Genomic DNA, 17,653 nt, shown 5'->3' with positions numbered 1-17,653 from the left:
CGACGTGAGGACCGCCGCTGGCGAGAAAGGAGCAGTCTGTCCGCCGGTTTTACTTCTCCCCGTAGTAGCCGCCAAAATATTTGACCGGCGACCAATCCGGAAGGATTGCGGGAAGTTGTGGCGACAGGCCGCTATAGTCCTGCGCTCCGAACACGACCCTGCCGTCCATGACGGTCAGAACGGAGGAAATGGATTTGATCTGATCCTCCGGCACGGAAAAGTAATCCCTGTCGAGAACAGAGAAATCCGCGAGATTGCCGGGGGCGATCAGGCCCATCTCGGATTCCGTGTTCATGAACCACGCTGCGCCAGTGGTGAACAGTTTCAGAGCCTCGGCGCGGGAAAGGCGATTGTCGCTTGCGAGGACCTCGGAGCCGGACACGGACTTTCCGGATACCATCCAGCTTAAAGCGACCCACGGATTGTATGTCGCTGCCCGGAAGGCATCGGTTGTCATGGCCAGCGGAATGCCACTGTCCACGAGCTTGCGCAGGCGCGGGGTCTGCAACGCCTTCTCGCGACCATATGTCTTGATAAAACCATCCGCGTGCAGCGCCATCTTGGCGTCCAGGGCAATTCCGCCGCCCAGCTTTTTCACCCGAGCGATGTTCTCCGGAGTGATGGTCTCGGCATGTTCGAGGCTCCATTTCAGACCGTCGAGCGGAGCCGTTTCGTTCACCTTCTCCAGAGCGACGAGAAAGGGGGTGATGTTCTCATTGTAGCTGATGTGCATGCGGAACGGGATGCGTCGCTCGACCAGCTTCCTGACATCCTGCTCGACGAAGTGCTTCATCTTCTCCGGCTCGATGATGACCGCAGGACGATCGAAGTTCTCGTGATCGTGGACTTCCCCGCTCAGGACCTCGCCCGCTCCCCGATATTCATGCCCATGTTCCAGGGTGGGGTGAAGGTTTTGCCCGACACCTATCGGCGCCGTTTTGGTAACGGCCTCGATATGCAGATCCACCATGTTGACCGGCCCGCCGTTGCCGAGCTGCAAGTCCACGAAGGGCATCCGTATATTGAGGCGATTGTCGCGTGCCAGCACGCTAACCCGCTCCTGGGCCTCCGGGTATGGCCACCTGCCGCCGTTGTCGATGACCGAAGTCACGCCGAACCGGTTCAGACCGTGAATGCTGTTAATCAACGAACTCACCTGTTCGTCCAACGTTGGCTGCGGCACCCCCATCTCTAACGCAAGAAACAGCCACGTATAGCCGAAGATCACACCGGTGGGTTTGCCGTTGCTGTCCATTTCGAATTCGGTGTCTGGCACCTTCGGGAAACGGTCCGTGCCCACGCCGAGTGCGTCCATCGCCCGCTTGTTCAAGAACGCCTGATTATAGGCATACTGGACGATCAACGGGCGATCGGGCACCGCATTTTGCAGTTCGTCCAATGTGGGAAAGCGGTTCTCCTCGAACTGGTAGGGCGACCAACCGCCGATTACCTTGACCCATTGCCCTTCCGGCGTGCGTGCGGCCTGCTCGCTCAGCATCGTCAAGGCCTCGCGTAAGGTCGGCACGCCCTCCCATCGTATATTGTAGTTATAGGCCAGGTCGTTGAGCACGTGTATGTGAGCATCGATGATGCCGGGGATGAGCCTTCGGCTGTGGGCATCGATCACCTTGGTCCCGGAGTTCTTCAGACCGAGAATGTATTCATCGGAGCCGACGGAATAGATGCGGCCATTCTTGACTGCCAGAGCAGACGCTTCGGTCTGCCCGCGCATGCCGGTGAATATCTTCGCATTGACAACGATCAGATCGGCGCCGACCTGTTCCTGCGCCGTTTGCGCTTGAACCGCAGAGAAAGTAGAGATTGTCGTTAACGCGATGAGTATTTTTCTGATCATTTTTACCCCCAAACGGCTATTTCAGCGATTGTGGCGAGCCAAAGCAGCGCCTTCTGGATTCGTGTGCGGACGGAGTGGCTCGACCCCGTTCAGAGAAGTCAGAGGAAATCTCTGGCATGGCCGATTTTGGGGCGCGTTGCGATGACGCCCTCATTCAAAAGTCCGCACGGCGAACCTGTCACTCTCTTTGGCAACCTGGTAGTCACCAGTCTTGCGACGCAACGTTGCAAGGAGAGGAACGCTATTTGGATATTTTAGCTTAAGTATTTCTCGAACGTGGTGATAGGCGGGGATCTCATCCGCGCCAGTGCCCCTGAACAAATCGGTGAGTATCTGCTTTAAGCTCAGCATCCTCTAGTGTGCCGGCGCCGATCCCTCCAGGTGGCATATGGGCAGCCGGCGAAATCGCGGTCTATCAGTACGGCGATTGGCATTGGCGGCGTGGGCCGTCAGAAGGCTGGAGGGTGTTGTCGTAAGCGCGGTAAGACCGATAACGACGATAGCACCAACTGACGTGGCCGCTGCCAACTGCGTAATTGCGTGGTTCATCATTCCGAGGCTGCTGCGACCCGGTTAAAGCGCCGCCGATAATGGCACCAGCCGCAAGGCCGCCAATCACAGCCGCTGCGCCTGAATGACGATGGCGTCGGTGGTGATAACGCCACACCCCACGATCATGGTCGCGATACTGGTGATGACGCCGAAAATAGCCGCGCCATCGTTAGCCCTCTGGGCGCCAACGACGATCGCTGTCCCACTGCACGTTTTCGGTGAGCGGAGACTTCTGAGGTTGAGATATACCCGAAGTCGGGAACGCCTGGGCTGGGTGCGGGCCATGGAATAAAGTCGTCATTAAGAGCAGCACGACTGCCAGTTTCTTCATATCCATCTCCACGTGATGAACTTTGTCTTTCGCCGTCCCTGCTCAAATGAGCTAAGACTACCGGTTAGGGTGGTCCTCCCATCCCGTATTGATGCGATAGGCCAGGAGTCAGATTTCGATGGAGGTCCTTGCGGACCGAGGTCAGGATTGTTGAGATAAGCGATACAGGTAATACCGGCGGATCTGTCCGCCGATATTGCCGATACTGACTTTATCGGCGGCACTCACGCCGGCCAGGATCTCGCCTGCAGCGCTCCCAACGCGCGCGGTCGGCCATATCCTGCGCGTTGCGTGCGATCTCCTGCGTCAGTCGGGTCTGCTCGAGCGACTCCCGCTGCGCGTTGTCGCGCCGCGCCTGTTGTTCCAGCATGCAGTTCGTATAAGCGCGAGACCCGTAGGGTGCCCCAAAGCTCTGGCAGGTATTCGCGTCCCTGTACTGCCGTTCTTCCGCCGACACACATCCCGACAAGGCGATGCCAAGGAGGGCCATGGAGAGGGCGGTTACGCAGGAGCGACGGTGTTTGACGGAATGGTGCTGCAGCATGCTGGTGATATCCTTAAGAAATGAGCGTTGGACGTTTCTTCGGCGACACGCGGAAGGTGGAGCGGTACCCCGAAGCGCGCCCATGGCCCCAAAAAGCAGGCAAACATTGCGGCAACATTGTTTGAGGCCGAAAAGTGCTCACTGAGAAGCCCGGTTGCGGTTCGCAGACGTCGCGGCGCGCGCAATTACTGCATCGGTGCGAAGCCGACTGCCGACGCGATGCTGTTCATCGCGTTATAGACGCAGTGTAGGATGACGCAGGGCCAGACCGATCTTGTTGCACGGAAGAGTATCCCGCAAAGAACACCGACCATGATCGCGACGGGCAGGATGACGCTCACGCTGTGTACGAGGCCGAATATGATTGAGCTGAGAACGACGCCAGCGAACACGCCATAACGGTTGAGCGCGTTTGCAACGACGCCTCTGAACAGAATTTCCTCGCCGAAAGGTGTAAAAATGGCGCCGCCCAGAAAGGACAACAGAAACGGCATCAGCCCGCCGCGTGCGGCGGCATGGAGGATCCCTTGAGGATCATTGGCGCCGAACCAGGCCAGATATGTGCCGTCGAGCCGACAACTCCCAAGACCACAGCATCATTGCTTGGCAGAAGTCCCATCAGCAGGGCGAATAGAAAAATAAGCATTCTATATGCAATAAGTCCGGTCAGGGTTTCTAACCAGCCGGGTCGTCGCCATCTGTCATTTGTGATCATGCTGAACCTCAGGTGAGCAAAGGGCCCTCCGTGGTCGCAACTCACCGAGCGGTAGGACCGCTTACATGAGGAAGGCATGTCCTGCCCTCTCCATCCAAAAATGCATTTTCACAGGGAAATATTGCGCCAACATTGGCTCTCTCGGCTACGACACCGCAGGAAACTCTAGTCGTACAATCGCGCCGCCGCTGGGGCCATCCGCAATCGTGATGCGGCCGCCATGATGATCCACGACCTGTTTGACGAGGTTGAGACCCAGGCCAGCACCGGAAGAGCGCGGCCGCAGCCGATGAAAGGGTTCAAGCACCCGCTCGTGGTGGTCTCCCGGTATGCCCAGCCCGTTATCCTCCACTGCCACGGAGGGGCCGTTGACCCGCACGATCACCTCGTCTCCGCCATGCTCGACAGCGTTCTGGATGAGATTTATGAGCGCGCGTTCTATCGAGCCGCTATTGCCCATGATCATTCGGGGTTTCTCAACGATCACCTCAACCGCCTTGCCTGATGCGATCAGCACCGGCGCCAGGTCCGCAGCGACAAGCCGGGCGATCGCAACGAGGTCGATCCGGTCACTCGGCGCGCCATTGTCCAAGCGGTGAAGATCGAGCAGTTGCTCGGACAGGGTGGCAAGCCGTGATACGTCTGGCAAGAGCGATCGCAGGCCCTTGTCGGTCGCAGCGTCAATCTTCATTCTCAATATAGCGATCGGCGTTCGCAGCTCGTGGGCAGCCGAAGCAATGAAGCGGTGCTGACGATTATAACTTTCATCGAGGCGGTCGAGGGCTTCATTGACGCCGCGGACGAGCGGGCCGATCTCACGTGGAACCTTGTCTTCCGAAAGGCGGATGCCGCGACTCCCGGCGTCGATCCGCTTCGCTTCCTCCGCAGTCTTTATGACACCGGCTAAAGCGCGCTTGACGATCATGGGCGTCGCGACGATGGAGACGAGAGCCAGGGCGAGGAAAATGGTAGTGGCTACGATATTGGATGCAATGGTGATGAGCACCGTGAAAGGTTGGACCCGACCATGCGCAATAATCTTCATTTCGCCTGCGGGGCCGGATTCCTGTCGAACCAAGGCGGAAAGGGTAAATGGCGCGCGCTGCCCGCGCATGTCTGCCGAAGACAGTTTGTCGAGGTGGGGAACGAGCGGAGCGTACTCCGCCGGCACCTGGCCGAAGGCAACCACGTTGCCGTCGCCAAGCCGGGCCGCGAACCAGAGATCCGGCGATTCCTCGCGAAGTTTCGCCAGCTCGGGCGTCACTTCCACTCTTGGGGCACCGGCAGCATCTCGGACGATCGAGTTTGCGGCGACTTTTACGACGGCCTCCTCGACATACATCCCGTCAACAGCCGAATTGACGAAAAAGATGATGAATCCGATGGCGGCGGCCGCGACCGTCAGAAACTGGAGGATCAGCTGCCTGGTGACAAGGCGCGTCTTCAATGATGGCTGACGGCGCTTCAATCCTTAGCCCTGAGCAAATAACCCACCCCTCTGACCGTATGAATCTCGACGCCGGCGCCAGCATCGCTGAATTTTCGACGCAGGCGTGAGATATGGGAATCGAGTGTGTTCGACTGGATAGCGTCGTCGAAGCCGTACACTGCTTCCTCAAGCGTCTCGCGCGGGACAACGCGCCCGCGCCGCCGCATCAGTGCGGTGAGCACTGCTACTTCACGCCTTTGCAGGATCAGCTGAGTTCCATGAACCCGTGCTTCGCCAAAAGCCACGTCGAACACGAGGTCACCGACGACGATCTCGTCCGGTGCAAGTTCGTTCGGGCGGCGCTGCACGGCCCGGATGCGAGCAAGCATTTCCTCCAGGTCGAAAGGCTTCACTAGGTAATCGTCGGCGCCATTGTCGAGCCCGGCTACTCGGTCGGCGAGCTCCCCCCGGGCGCTCAAGACGATGATCGGCACGCCCGGATTGTCTGCCCGCAGCTGGGGTATGAGGCTGAGGCCGTCGCCGTCCGGCAGTGTGCGATCGAGCAGGACGAGTTCGTGCACCCCGGAGCGCGACGCTTCACTGGCGAGCTCGAGATTATCCGCCCAATCGACGACGAAACGATCGCGCTCCAGCGCGCCGCGCATTGCCTTGGCGAATTCCGTCTCATCCTCAACCAGAAGAATCCTCATATTGCATGTTCCCGGTTCACAGGGTGGAGTAGCGCCCGAAGCACGCTTCGAGACAACACACACACGAGCGACGGTTCTGTCGGGCTCTTCGTACTCGGCATGACCGGCCTCAGGCGTTTCTGGATGAGAGGATTGGTGCTGCCAACCGACGAGGCAGCTGACGACGAGAATTCCGCTCCGACGCAAGCAGTGGAAGCGATCCGATCGATTTCAAAAGGTGAACGCTACCCTTGCGCCAATCATTCTTCTTCTTTGTCCAACCTTGCCGCGCCGTCACCAATGGGCGGGTTTCCAAAACATTCGATGAGCATATCAGTGAGGACCCTCACTTTTCGAGAGGGATACTGGCCAGGTGGCCTTACAACAAAGATGCCGGCCGGCGGGATCGGATAACCCGACATGACGGGCACCAGTGCGCCCGAGGAAATATGACCCGCGACGAGCGGTTCCGGCAGACGGGCCACCCCGAGCCCCTCCAGAGCAGCCGCCATAAGCGATACCGCGTTGTCGGCTACAAAGCGTCCCTGGGGACGCACCGTGACAACTTTTTCGCCATCCATCAATTGCCACGTTTCGGCTTCCCGCATTACGATCTGGTGGGTCACAATATCTTCCGGTCGTTCGGGAGCGCCGTGAGCCTCGATGTAGGCAGGACTCGCAACGAATCTGCCATAGAGCGGTCCGACACGTCTTGCGACGAGGTTCGAATCTTGCAGATAGCCTACCCGAATTCCGCAATCGAAACCTTCTCCGACGAGATCTACGAAGCGATCAGTATAGGACGAAGTGATATGTAGTTGTGGGTATCGGCGCGCCATCTGGGCGAGGACAGGAGCAAAATGCGTCGGGCCAAATGATAGTGGTGCGGCTACGCGCATGCGGCCTCGAAGCTCACCGGCTGGCAGGATCGTTTCCCGCGCCGCATCCAGTTCGGCAGAAATCCGGGCCGCATACTCCCTGAATGTGGCCCCCGCTTCTGTCAACGCTACACCACGGGTCGTCCTCGCAAGTAACTGTGCACCAAGTCCCGCTTCGAGCTGCGTGATCCTCCGGCTGACCATGGATTTGGAAATACCCAGTCGCAGCGCTGCTGAAGAGACTCCGCCCGCATCGGCGACCTCAACGAATATCCTCAGATCCTCTATTTCCACTTCGCGTTCCTCCTCTTGCAACACAGCTTCACACGGCCAGGGACTACCGGGCTGGAGAAGAGAATGACAGGTTCCTCGCAGATGACTCTCCGACGAGGGCATCCTTGCAACATCCCTCAACGAACCACCAATATAGGATGTATTCCATGACCTTTCGTAACGGCCTAGATTCTCTCCTTCGTCCCGAAGATTCTGTTCTCGTCCTCATCGATCATCAGCCCTATCAGCTGACCAACGTTAATAGTCACGACCCTCAGGCTGTCGTCAACAACACGACTGCGCTGGCCAAGGTGGCAAAAGCTTTCAATGTTCCGACCATCCTCACCAGTGTAATCGCTGATCGCGGCGGTAAGCTTTTCAAGCAGATCACTGATGTCTTCCCGGGGCAGGAAGTGATCGACCGGACCTGGATCAACACATGGGAAGACAAGACGGTGGTGGACCTCGTCAAGGCGACCGGGCGTAAGCAACTGATCATCGCAGGCCTCTGGACGGAAGTCTGTGTTGCGATGCCCGCAATTCAGGCCGCTGGCGAAGGCTGGGACGTGACCGTCATCACCGACGCATCGGGCGGAAGCTCCGTTGAGTCTCACCAGGTCGCCATACAGCGCATGATCGCAGCCGGCGTCAATATGATGACGTGGATGGCCTTGGCAAGCGAATGGCAGCGGGACTGGGCTCGTACCGAGCATGTCGAGGAACTGACCGAGGTACTGATATCGCACATGGCTGGCAGCGGCATCGCCTACATGTGGGAACAGCAGTTGCTTAATACACCGGTGACGAACGCCCCAGCGGGTCTTTAGTGATGGCCGCGACGACGAGGAAGCCGATGGAGGCACCGGAACAACGCGGACGATCCGTCTTTCCTCGTCGTCTCTTCAAAACATGCCGCATCGAACAACCGAAATGAACCTCGCAGGATCGATCGACTCAAATCTAGGCACTCAATGGCAGGCCGCCGGCGACCGATGCAGGAGGCCACAGTTGAACCTCACTGGCTTCACGCACTGGGCAAGGAGACTTGTTTTATCGTTGGCTCTCATCATCCTCTCTCATATGGAGCACGGGCTTGCCCTCGCCAACGACGATGCAAATGCGGCGGAGCGGCCCGTGATGAAACCCGACCGCTCGAAGGAGGACTGGTCGCCTTTCGCGGATGCAGAACTACGGACGCAACCGCTGGATCGCCTCAAATACATCCCGTTATTTTCCTCCAATCCCGACAGCTATATTTCGTTAGGGTTCAACCTGCGAGAAATCTTTGAAACCAGCTATGCGCCGGCGTTCGGAACGGTGGCGACAAACCCAAGCGATGCTTACGGATTGCAGCGCGCGCAGTTTCATATCGACGTTCACCTGAATGAAAACTGGCAATTGTTTACGCAGTTTGAAGATGTGCGCGCCATCGACAAGACGGCAGTCGGCCCCAACGATGCAAACAGATTTGACCTTCGGCTCGCATTCATGGGGTATACGCAGGAGACTGACGCGGGAACGTTCAGTGCGAGGATCGGCCGGCAAGACTTCGCGTTCGACCTAGAGCGTTTCGTGTCGACGCGTGACGGGCCGAATGTCCGCCAGTCGTTCGATGCGGTGTGGGCCGGGTGGGAAACGGAGACATGGCGCTTCTATGGTCTTGTCAGTCAGCCTGTCCAGTATCGGGATGACGATCCTTTCGATGATCAGTCAAGCAGCGATCTGCGGTTCAGTGGCGGCAGGATCGAGCGACAACTGTCCCCGTCGACAGAGGCTTCCGCCTATTACGCGCTCTACCAACGCAAGGACGCCAGTTTCTTAACCGCATCGGGAGACGAGGAAAGGCATGTGCTCGATTTCCGGTTGGCCGGGACGTATGCCGGCTTCGACTGGGACGCGGAAGCGATGGGCCAGGTCGGACAGGTGGGTTCGGCCGATATTCAGGCTTGGGCGTTCGGGGCGAGGACGGGGTATACCTTTGAGGGAGTCACTTGGTCGCCCAGGATCGGTCTGCAGTTCGACATGGCTTCAGGTGACCGGAATGCGGATGATAGCACGCTTGGCACCTTCAATCCGCTGTTTCCAAACGGATTCTATTTCTCGCTTGGCGGGCATACCGGATACGCCAACCTCATCCACCTCAAGCCATCGATCACCGTTCAGCCGATCGAGGACCTGACCTTACTGGCCGGGGTCGGTCTGCTGTGGCGCCAGACGACGGACGACGCCGTTTATACCTTGCCGAGCATCCCGGTTGCCGGGACCGCAGGCGGAGGAGATCCGTGGACGGGCGCCTACGCTCAGTTGAGGGCCGACTATAGGTTCAATCAAAATCTTACCGGCTCGGTAGAAGCGGTTCATTACCAGGTCGGTTCGACGCTTCGCAACGCCGGAGGCCGTGACAGCAACTACTTCCGAGCGGAACTGAAAGTCGCCTGGTAGCAGATGGAAACCGTTGCTTCGGTCGCCACGATGAACGCGGTTATTCGGTGCCAAAAGCCGGGCGTGGTCAAGGTCATGTCCGCTGGCGGAAACCGACTATGAGTTCAGGTGCTCTCATTCCGTTCAACGAGCAACGATGCGATATCGTTATATCCGTACTGGAGCGCCAGTGCTCTGGGCGTGAGGCCTGCGTGACCCAGAAGATCGAGTCGCGCGCCAGCCTTGATCAACGATCTCACAGCGTCAAGGTGACCGTGCCACGCAGCGTCATGGAGTGCGGTTAGACCATTATACGGTCCCTGTGCATCCACGTCCGGCTGCTCTGCCGTTTCGCTTCCGGTTTGGGAAAGTACATTGATCACATCTGCATGCCCGAAATAAGCCGCTTCATGGAAAGGTGTACCTTTCATCAGGCCGACGACCTGCCGAACGTCTGCACCTGCATCCCTGAGAAGGGCCACAATTTCGGCATGCCCTTCTCGCGCGGCGATCCCCACTGGAGTATAGTCGTCGTCGTGCGTCCCGGTGATTGGCATCCGTTGATTGACGTCGACGCCGGCCGCAATTAACCGTTTCACTTCTCCGACGTCACCCGTTTTTGCGGCAAGTACCAGATCAGATCGCAGGACTTTTGCTTCATTGGCGCTGACTTTATCACGGATCAGCCGCGCGATTGAATCGAGGCCATCATTCTCGGCGAGGTCAAGAGCCGTTTGGTCCCAGTGGTTTCGGATTGAAGTCTTGGCGCCATAGGAGAGCAACGTCCTTACACCATCTTCCTGCTTGTGTAAGACGGCATCCATCAATGCTGTATTCCCCAATACGGGTGACTGCTGATCAACAAAAGCGCCGTTGTCCAGAAGTCGCTTTATTATCTCACGATTGCCGGATTGAGCGGCTTTGTGAAGCGCTGTCGCGCCCATGCGCGGCTCAAGGATCAAAACATCCGCTGCTGCATTCAGCAGCAATTCCACCATCTGCGGCTGTCCCGACCCGGCAACGATCATCAGCGACGTAAATCCGTCTGCGTCGCGTGCATTCACATCTGCCCCTGACAGGATGAGATCTCTAGCTTTGGCGAGATCGCCGGCGCGTATTGCAGAAAGCAAGGTCAATTCAGATCTCCCGTGGAGCATGGGTGCGAAGGAACTCGAGCAGTTCGGCATTCAGGCGATCTGCTGCCTCGTGTTGTACCCAATGACCCGTGTCTTCGAGACGGACAACATCCACCAGTCCGGGCTGACTCGCGCGCATGTCATGCACTGTGGGGTTGCTTGAATGGAAGAATTGACACAGCCCGTCCGCTGCACCCCAGACGTAGAGACTGGGCTGTCGAATGACGGCGTTTTTTACGCCGACATGAGTTCGAATGTATGAGGAACGGCGCGGTAGTAGTTCAGACCTGTTTCGAAGCCTGAGTGCTCAAAAGCAGCAATTGTACGGCGGACATAGTTGGGGTCGGCCCAATCCGGAGCGGCTACGGGGGCAGGGCGGAGCATATGCTTTGCAGGGTCGATCGGGTCCCAGCGCTGCTCCGGCGGCGGGCTCGCCGAAAGCCAATACAGAACGCTCGCGATAGTCTTCCCCGCGGGCAGGAACTGCTTACTTGTATCTGGATTGTCAAACGCCAGTGCGTAATAGCGATCACCCAGTCCTCGATCACGCAAGCTGTCGTTGAGGCTTGTCTCTCCCCTAGGCGCGTAGGGAATGCTCACACTGACAAGGGCTTTAAACCGGTCCGGCCGCATCAGCATTGCCTTCTGGGCATGATCTGCACCCCAGTCATGTCCCACGAGAGTGCAACTTGGAATCTCCAGCGCATCCAGCACGCCGACCAGATCGCCGACAATGTAGGGGGATGTGTATTGTTCAACCTCCGAAGGTGAAAAGCTTGCCCCGAATCCGCGCATGTCCAGCGCTACAGCCCGGTAACCTTCCTCCGCAAGAGCGTGCATCTGGCTCCGCCATGTGTCGGCCGTGTCCGGGAAGCCGTGGGCGAAAAGAACTGCTGGCCCTTCTCCTTGCTCCAGTATGCGGAATTGGTTTTTCCCGATGTCAATCACTCGGTCTACGATTTGACGATTTTTGCCGGTGAGACCTGCGTCTGATACCATGGCTTATCTCCTAGAAGTGCCACGAAATCTCCAAATCTTGGAGATCACGCCGGCGCGCTGATCGATGCTCAACACCTCCCCGCCGGTGGTTTTCGCGCTACCGCCTCCTACTTGGGTGGGTAGGGCTCTATATCCGCCGACCAGTAGTGCCTGGCGATATTCTGACTGTTGCGGATGACGTGATAGGCGATGTCGGGATTGCCGCCTTCGAGTGTGTCCGGATCCGCACCGCACATCAGGCAGTACATTCTTTGATGAATGACGCTCTCAAAATATTGCATCGCCGGCGCGGATTCCTCCTGGCCGATTGCTCTCATATTTTCGGCAGCTTTTTTAACCGCTTCGTCCAGAGCCAAAGAAACCGCAGTCGCCAGTGCGTCGTCCGCATTCTTGATGACGTCGACGATCTCTCTTTGAGAAGGTGTAAGAACAGGGCAAGTTTCGTTCATGTTGAACTCCATAAACTTTTGAGGCTCCGATTGCGCAGGTGCGCCTAGTCCGGTCGACTGGTTAGGAGCGACAGGTAGGTTTTTGCTCTCTCGGTAAACTCGCGGTCGGTATCGGATACGGACACAAGTCTCGCGTGGCGTGCGTCGATGACTGCTTCAAGGCGATCTTTGATTGCTGGATCCGAAGTGCGCGCGTGATCGACCAAAGCTCGGACAACCGTTGTCAACGCGAAGTTCTGTGCCGAGAGTGCCAGTTGCTGTCGTTCGGTTCTGTCCTTGTCGATATCCTCCGGGCGGTCTTTCTTTATCCGCAACGTCGCCGGACTGCCGCGTTCCCTTTCCCAATGACGGGCGACGCTGCGCCCTCCATACAAAATCTTCCATGCCGTTTCGGGATCACCCCCCGTGTTTGTTGTCGGGTCGGCTCCGCACAAACGAAAGAACAGGTGGCGCAGGACGCCATCTGCGAAGTAATCACGGGGTGAGACGCGTGAACCAAATCGCTGAAGTTCAGGTCCAGCATTTCTAACAGCGCTGTCGATGGCTTCATCGACAGCGGCCATCAGGATCTTATCTGCCTCCAGGATCGGGTCGATTTCTTCCTGCATGCTATTCTCCAATGCGGATATTCTGCTCACTTTCGAAGAACATCCTGCCATTCAGGATGTCGCTCAATCTGGGCTTTCGCAAACGGGCAAAGGGGAATGATAAAAACACCCTCGCGTCGGGCATCTTCGACCGCCTGGCGCACAAGCCGCTCACCAACTTTTCTCCCCCGTAAGGCCGCGGGGACGTCGGTGTGATCGATGATGATGAGTTGTGTGCCAGCTCGGCTGTAGGTCATCTCCGCCTCGACGCCCTCTACCACGATCCGGTACCGCCCTTTCGACGCCCCGTCCTCCCGTTCCACTTCCTCGCTAACCGAAGAAGCGGCCGTCTCCGGAACCTTCGCATTCAGTTCCCGAACTTTGCCCCGCTGCCCGTGCGTGCACTCAAGCTGGTCGCGATCCCAATTTCCAAGTTCGGCGGCTGCTTCGTAAGTCGACACAAGAAACGCCAGTAGCGCTTCGTCAGGATCGGCTGCAGCTTGGACCGCCTCATAAGGAAGGATGAACTCCGACAGGCCCTCATGCCAGAATGCCGCATCAGGCCGAACAGACGCAGCCCTGAAACCGCTCGGTGCGGGATAGGCATAGGCATAGAATGCGGGATAATCGATGCCGCCACCTCCCGGCCAAAAGCCCGCCGAAGATACCTCGCGGTCATAGGCCTCCTGCGCCACGTTGTCCGGCAGTGCTGGTATGCCGCCTGGATGGATTGGCGCCTGCCGCCCCGAAAACCGTGTGACGGCTAAATCAAAGCTGCCCCAGAAAAGGTGTACAGGACTGGATTTCCCGATGAAGGATGTCCGGAACGCTTTGAATACACGGTCTATCGCCATCAAGACCTGATGAAAATTCTGGACGGCCTCGCGGTCATACGAACGTTCCCGATGGTCCTCATCGAACGGCACGGGGTCCGCCACTTCATTTGGCTGGCCATGGAAGTCGGGATTGCCGCCGAGTTCGGAGATCAGATGGGTGAAATTGGCATGGAACTCAGCGACGGTAGACGCCCCCAGCGCAAACGAAGCCCGGCGTCCGTCGCCGCTCGTGCCCACTACGGCATGGTCGTGAAAGTCGATCACAATCTCGATGCCGGGGCCATCAGGAATTGGAGAGGACGTCAGACCGGAAGGGGTCACGTAGAAAGTCGCGTTCCAGGAATGGTTGAGCCACGGTGTATGAGCCAGCCGGTATTTGCCGACGACCTGCAGATAAAGGTGCAGGGCGGAACACGTCTCGCGCCAGCTGAGGTAGTCGAGGCGGGGCCATTTATTGCTCATTTTACTTACTCCATTTCTGCCGAAACACGACGAGGTCGTGAATGCGGTTCGGTTTGATCGACCGCGCCAGGGCGATCGCGCTACTGTCGTCATTCCGGAAGCGGTATATGCTCGTCGCGATCGTCGATCGGCAGGTCGAACAGGCCTTCGCCCCATTTCTGCGACTGCCATTCAGCCTTGGCTTCCTCAATTCGCTCTTTCGACGAAGCGACGAAGTTCCACCAGATGTGGCGCGGTCCAGACAGTGTAGCCCCGCCTAAGATCATCAGGCGAGCGCCTTTCTGTCCTGCTGCAACCGTGATCCTGTCACCGGGGCGGAAGACCATCATCTGCTGTGCCTCAAACTCCTGACCAGCGATCGAGATCGAGCCTTCGACGATATAGATGCCTCTGTCTTCGTGATTGTCTGGCATCGGCAGGCGAGCTCCTGCCTCCAGCGTGACATCGGCATAGAATGTCTCAGAAAACATGATTGCGGGAGCGGTCTTGCCGTAGGCGTTGCCGAGAATGAGCCGAACCGACACCCCGTGATCCTCGATCACCGGTAGTAAATCCTCACCGTAGTGGTTGAACGTTGGCGCCATGTCCTCGTTCTCTTCCGGCAAGGCGAGCCAGGTCTGGATCCCGAAGAGGCTGTTCGGCCCGGTTCGGGCGGTGGCGGATGTTCGCTCCGAATGGGAAACACCGCGGCCCGCGACCATCCAGTTCAACGCACCAGGACGGATGATCTGGTCGGCTCCGGTGCTGTCGCGGTGGTGAAAGTCGCCGCGATAGAGGTATGTGACCGTGCCAAGCCCGATATGAGGGTGAGGACGGACGTCGATGCCCTGGCCTGTTAGGAGTTCGGCCGGTCCTGCCTGATCGAAAAAGATGAATGGTCCCACCATCTGTCGCTTCGGGGCTGGCAGGGCGCGCCGGACCTCAAAGCCGCCGAGGTCGCGAGCGCGGGGAATGATGAGGGTCTCGATCGCGTCGATGCCAACCTCGTCCGGGCAGCCTGGTTCGATTGCGGGGTTCCAGCTCATGTGCGGACACCTTTCTTATCTGGTTGGCGATTTACATCGCGGAGTGAATTGGTTGCTGCAGTTCTCTGACGGCATCATCTGAAACGGAGTTATTTATCGCCAGGCGGAGTTCCGCACCCGACGAACTGTTGAAAGATGTGGGCGAGTGATCAAGGTTGGGTGATCGGTTTTCCGCACCCGACGCCCCGCGAAGTTTTTCGAAAGATGCGATGAGAAATTCGGAAAGGATACGCACCTTGCGCGGTGGATGGGGGCTGGATGGCCTCACAACATGAACATCCCCGACGGGCAGCGGAAAGCGCGTCATGATCGGGACGAGCGCGCCTGAGGCAAGATATGTTTGGGTGACACAGTCCGGAAGCCAAGCAATGCCGAGCCCCTCCGCTGCGGCTTTGGCGATCGCCGCACCATTGTTGGAGCTGAAGCGTCCCTGTGGCTGCACAGTGATGATCTTGTCGCCTTCCAGGAACCGCCAGGCCTCGATACCCAATAGGGCTTGGTGGGTCGCGATTTCGCCTGGCGATTTAGGTGAGCCATGAACCCTGATATAGTCGGGGCTGGCGACGAGCTTAAAATAAATCTCGCCCACGCGCTTGGCGATCACGTTTGAATCACGCAACGCGCCGACGCGGATTGCGCAGTCGAACCCTTCTGCAACCAGATCGACGCAGTGGTCGCTATATTCGGAATGGATTTGAAGCTGCGGGTGACGGCGCGCCATTTCTGCAAGCACGGAGGCAAAGTGCATTGGGCCCGATGTCAGCGGAACGGAAACCCTCAAGCGCCCACGAAGGTCGCCTTCGGGCAAAATCGTTTCGCGAGCAATGTCTATTTCGGTGCAGGTCTTCGCCGCGAAATCGCGAAACGTAACGCCCGCCTCGGTCAGGCCCGCACCGCGCGTTGTGCGCGCAAGAAGTTGAACGCCGAGCTCCATCTCAAGCCGTGCAAGCCGCCGACTGACCATCGACTTGGATACCCCCAACCGGCGCGCCGCGGGCGATACACCACCGGAATCGGCGACTTCGACAAAGGTCCGCAGATCTTCGATGTCCATTTCGGGTTCCCCGTATTACGATCAAGCCAGGGTATTAAGCCGTTGTGCCGCTCTGACCGCCGGCGCCACTTCAGTGCCCAGCAGTTCTATCGATCGTTTCATCGCTGCAGTATCAAGAGCGGCTGTGCTCATCTGGAAGGTGATGCGAGATGTGCCACCCAGTGTTTCGCTCGCCTGCAGTATTTTGGCTGTCACCGTTGTCGGATCACCAACTAGGAATGCACCTTCAGGTCCCGCCATGACCTCAAACTGCTGACGCGTCGGCGGCGACCAGCCGCGCTCGCGTCCGATATTCGCTGTCAGATGCGCCCAGCCAGGGAAAAAAGCGTCCTTGGCTGCCGCATCGCTTTCGCCGACGAAGCCCATCGCGTGAATGCCGATCTTGAGCACTTCGGGGCTGTGCCCTGCTCGTTTACCAGCTTCTCGATAGAGATCGACGAGCGGCCGAAAGCGCTCAAAGCTTCCGCCTATGATGGCGATCATCAGTGGAAGCCCAAGCGCACCAGCGCGGGCGAAGGACTGCGGCGTGCCGCCCACACCGATCCATATCGGTAGTTGCTGTTGATGGGGACGCGGATAGACTCCTTGTCCACTGAGCGGTGCTCGGAAACGCCCATCCCAGGTGACATTCGTCGACTCCTGCAGCGCGAGTAGCAGATCCAGCTTTTCCGCGAAAAGGTCGTCGTAGTCACGCGTGTCCAGGCCGAAGAGCGGGTAAGCCTCGACGAAGGACCCGCGACCGACAACGATTTCCGCACGGCCCTTGGAAATTAGATCGAGGGTCGCAAATTCCTGAAAAACACGCACAGGGTCGGCGGCACTTATTATTGTCACCGCGCTCGTCAATTTGATTTGGCTGGTCCTTGCCGCTGCGGCAGCCAGTATGATCGTCGGCGCGGAGTCGAGGAACTCTGCGCGGTGATGTTCACCGATACCGAACACGTCCAATCCAACGCGGTCCGCCACTTCGACTTCCTCGATCAGTTCCGCCATACGGATGGTGGCCGAGGGAACCTGTCCTGTCGCCGGATCTGGTAGGATAGCTGCAAAACTGTCGATACCGATTTCCATTATGGGTCCTTTGATAGATGTTTGGCGCAGAGCTTCTTTCACCACGGGTAACTGCCACCGACAGGTTGAGAGTGTCATCACAGCCGGCCATGCGATAGTGCTCGATCCTGGGAAGCTCTGTCGCAAAATGGGGAACGCCATTTGCAAGAGGATCTGCATGCCAACCAGGCTTTATTCCGGGCGCGGAGGTATGGCATCTTCCGGGTGGACAAAAGAGTATCAGTTCAAATCCGCGAGATCGCCTCACAGCCGGCACGCAATGGCGATCGCGAGCGACGAGGTGGCGGGGAGTTGAAGAAGCCGATCTCCCTGTCATTTACCTCCTCACAGATTGCATCGGACGCGCT

17 protein-coding genes are annotated in these 17,653 nt (G+C 58.1%); 2 read left to right on the top strand and 15 right to left on the bottom strand.

The features are described 5' to 3' along the window. Positions 1 to 49 precede the first annotated feature (49 nt). The 7 genes from GR198_RS33360 to GR198_RS33330 all read right to left on the bottom strand — a co-directional run bounded on the left by GR198_RS33360 (position 50) and on the right by GR198_RS33330 (position 7,287). The gene (locus GR198_RS33360) at positions 50 to 1,855 is read right to left on the bottom strand and encodes an amidohydrolase (RefSeq protein ID WP_113544327.1); all 1,806 of its coding nucleotides are present in this window, start codon (positions 1,853 to 1,855) and stop codon (positions 50 to 52) included. A gap of 415 nt (positions 1,856 to 2,270) precedes the next feature. Further along, complete coding sequence (locus tag GR198_RS36290) at positions 2,271 to 2,474, bottom strand: BA14K family protein (RefSeq protein WP_312861170.1); 204 nt, start codon at positions 2,472 to 2,474, stop codon at positions 2,271 to 2,273. 475 nt (positions 2,475 to 2,949) lie between these two features. Then, the gene (locus tag GR198_RS33350; protein ID WP_113544330.1) at positions 2,950 to 3,282 is read right to left on the bottom strand and encodes a hypothetical protein; all 333 of its coding nucleotides are present in this window, start codon (positions 3,280 to 3,282) and stop codon (positions 2,950 to 2,952) included. A 185-nt stretch (positions 3,283 to 3,467) separates the two neighbouring features. Beyond that, complete coding sequence (locus GR198_RS36035; RefSeq protein ID WP_246711150.1) at positions 3,468 to 3,776, bottom strand: CPBP family intramembrane glutamic endopeptidase; 309 nt, start codon at positions 3,774 to 3,776, stop codon at positions 3,468 to 3,470. Between the two features lie 366 nt (positions 3,777 to 4,142). After that, a complete protein-coding gene (locus tag GR198_RS33340) occupies positions 4,143 to 5,465 on the bottom strand; it encodes a sensor histidine kinase (protein ID WP_164070363.1) in 1,323 nt (440 codons plus the stop codon). Beyond that, positions 5,462 to 6,136: a response regulator gene (locus GR198_RS33335; protein ID WP_164070362.1), complete on the bottom strand. Its 675-nt coding sequence runs from the start codon at positions 6,134 to 6,136 to the stop codon at positions 5,462 to 5,464. The genes GR198_RS33340 and GR198_RS33335 overlap by 4 nt, the downstream gene beginning before the upstream one ends. Positions 6,137 to 6,375: 239 nt before the next feature. Then, the gene (locus GR198_RS33330) at positions 6,376 to 7,287 is read right to left on the bottom strand and encodes a LysR family transcriptional regulator (protein ID WP_113543167.1); all 912 of its coding nucleotides are present in this window, start codon (positions 7,285 to 7,287) and stop codon (positions 6,376 to 6,378) included. A gap of 146 nt (positions 7,288 to 7,433) precedes the next feature. On the opposite strand from GR198_RS33330, the gene GR198_RS33325 reads away from it, so the two are divergent. Next, complete coding sequence (locus GR198_RS33325) at positions 7,434 to 8,093, top strand: hydrolase (RefSeq protein WP_113543159.1); 660 nt, start codon at positions 7,434 to 7,436, stop codon at positions 8,091 to 8,093. A gap of 253 nt (positions 8,094 to 8,346) precedes the next feature. After that, positions 8,347 to 9,708 (top strand): alginate export family protein, encoded by a 1,362-nt coding sequence (locus tag GR198_RS33320; RefSeq protein WP_245494713.1) that lies wholly within the window; start codon positions 8,347 to 8,349, stop codon positions 9,706 to 9,708. A 104-nt stretch (positions 9,709 to 9,812) separates the two neighbouring features. Here the strand turns inward: GR198_RS33320 and GR198_RS33315 are convergent, their stop codons facing one another. The 8 genes from GR198_RS33315 to GR198_RS33280 all read right to left on the bottom strand — a co-directional run bounded on the left by GR198_RS33315 (position 9,813) and on the right by GR198_RS33280 (position 17,306). Then, positions 9,813 to 10,823: an ankyrin repeat domain-containing protein gene (locus GR198_RS33315; RefSeq protein WP_113543158.1), complete on the bottom strand. Its 1,011-nt coding sequence runs from the start codon at positions 10,821 to 10,823 to the stop codon at positions 9,813 to 9,815. A gap of 234 nt (positions 10,824 to 11,057) precedes the next feature. Then, a complete protein-coding gene (locus GR198_RS33310; protein ID WP_113543157.1) occupies positions 11,058 to 11,822 on the bottom strand; it encodes an alpha/beta fold hydrolase in 765 nt (254 codons plus the stop codon). 107 nt (positions 11,823 to 11,929) lie between these two features. After that, a complete protein-coding gene (locus GR198_RS33305; protein ID WP_113543165.1) occupies positions 11,930 to 12,271 on the bottom strand; it encodes a hypothetical protein in 342 nt (113 codons plus the stop codon). Positions 12,272 to 12,315: 44 nt separating this feature from the next. Further along, positions 12,316 to 12,879 carry a hypothetical protein gene (locus tag GR198_RS33300; RefSeq protein ID WP_113543156.1) on the bottom strand — a complete coding sequence of 188 codons (564 nt, stop codon included), beginning with the start codon at positions 12,877 to 12,879 and terminating at the stop codon, positions 12,316 to 12,318. A 26-nt stretch (positions 12,880 to 12,905) separates the two neighbouring features. Further along, positions 12,906 to 14,156: a DUF5996 family protein gene (locus tag GR198_RS33295; protein ID WP_113543155.1), complete on the bottom strand. Its 1,251-nt coding sequence runs from the start codon at positions 14,154 to 14,156 to the stop codon at positions 12,906 to 12,908. Between the two features lie 89 nt (positions 14,157 to 14,245). Continuing rightward, on the bottom strand, positions 14,246 to 15,181 hold the full coding sequence (locus GR198_RS33290; RefSeq protein WP_113543154.1) for a pirin family protein: 936 nt from the start codon (positions 15,179 to 15,181) through the stop codon (positions 14,246 to 14,248). Positions 15,182 to 15,212: 31 nt separating this feature from the next. Beyond that, the gene (locus tag GR198_RS33285) at positions 15,213 to 16,235 is read right to left on the bottom strand and encodes a LysR family transcriptional regulator (RefSeq protein ID WP_164070361.1); all 1,023 of its coding nucleotides are present in this window, start codon (positions 16,233 to 16,235) and stop codon (positions 15,213 to 15,215) included. Between the two features lie 21 nt (positions 16,236 to 16,256). Beyond that, complete coding sequence (locus tag GR198_RS33280; protein ID WP_113543164.1) at positions 16,257 to 17,306, bottom strand: LLM class flavin-dependent oxidoreductase; 1,050 nt, start codon at positions 17,304 to 17,306, stop codon at positions 16,257 to 16,259. Positions 17,307 to 17,653: the final 347 nt, after the last annotated feature.

The organism is Rhizobium leguminosarum (assembly GCF_010668065.1).
Taxonomy (GTDB): domain Bacteria; phylum Pseudomonadota; class Alphaproteobacteria; order Rhizobiales; family Rhizobiaceae; genus Rhizobium; species Rhizobium leguminosarum_S.
Note: the sequence above shows the minus strand (reverse complement) of the source record. Positions and strands in the feature narration are given on the sequence as shown.

Coding starts and splice junctions, on each gene's coding strand:
- GR198_RS33300 (WP_113543156.1), bottom strand. CDS start 12,879: ATGCAGGAAGAAATCGACCCGATCCTGGAGGCAGATAAGATCCTGATG.
- GR198_RS33280 (WP_113543164.1), bottom strand. CDS start 17,306: ATGGAAATCGGTATCGACAGTTTTGCAGCTATCCTACCAGATCCGGCG.
- GR198_RS33335 (WP_164070362.1), bottom strand. CDS start 6,136: ATGAGGATTCTTCTGGTTGAGGATGAGACGGAATTCGCCAAGGCAATG.
- GR198_RS33310 (WP_113543157.1), bottom strand. CDS start 11,822: ATGGTATCAGACGCAGGTCTCACCGGCAAAAATCGTCAAATCGTAGAC.
- GR198_RS33295 (WP_113543155.1), bottom strand. CDS start 14,156: ATGAGCAATAAATGGCCCCGCCTCGACTACCTCAGCTGGCGCGAGACG.
- GR198_RS33325 (WP_113543159.1), top strand. CDS start 7,434: ATGACCTTTCGTAACGGCCTAGATTCTCTCCTTCGTCCCGAAGATTCT.
- GR198_RS33290 (WP_113543154.1), bottom strand. CDS start 15,181: ATGAGCTGGAACCCCGCAATCGAACCAGGCTGCCCGGACGAGGTTGGC.
- GR198_RS33305 (WP_113543165.1), bottom strand. CDS start 12,271: ATGAACGAAACTTGCCCTGTTCTTACACCTTCTCAAAGAGAGATCGTC.
- GR198_RS33350 (WP_113544330.1), bottom strand. CDS start 3,282: ATGCTGCAGCACCATTCCGTCAAACACCGTCGCTCCTGCGTAACCGCC.
- GR198_RS36035 (WP_246711150.1), bottom strand. CDS start 3,776: ATGCCGTTTCTGTTGTCCTTTCTGGGCGGCGCCATTTTTACACCTTTC.
- GR198_RS33320 (WP_245494713.1), top strand. CDS start 8,347: ATGGAGCACGGGCTTGCCCTCGCCAACGACGATGCAAATGCGGCGGAG.
- GR198_RS33285 (WP_164070361.1), bottom strand. CDS start 16,235: ATGGACATCGAAGATCTGCGGACCTTTGTCGAAGTCGCCGATTCCGGT.
- GR198_RS33360 (WP_113544327.1), bottom strand. CDS start 1,855: ATGATCAGAAAAATACTCATCGCGTTAACGACAATCTCTACTTTCTCT.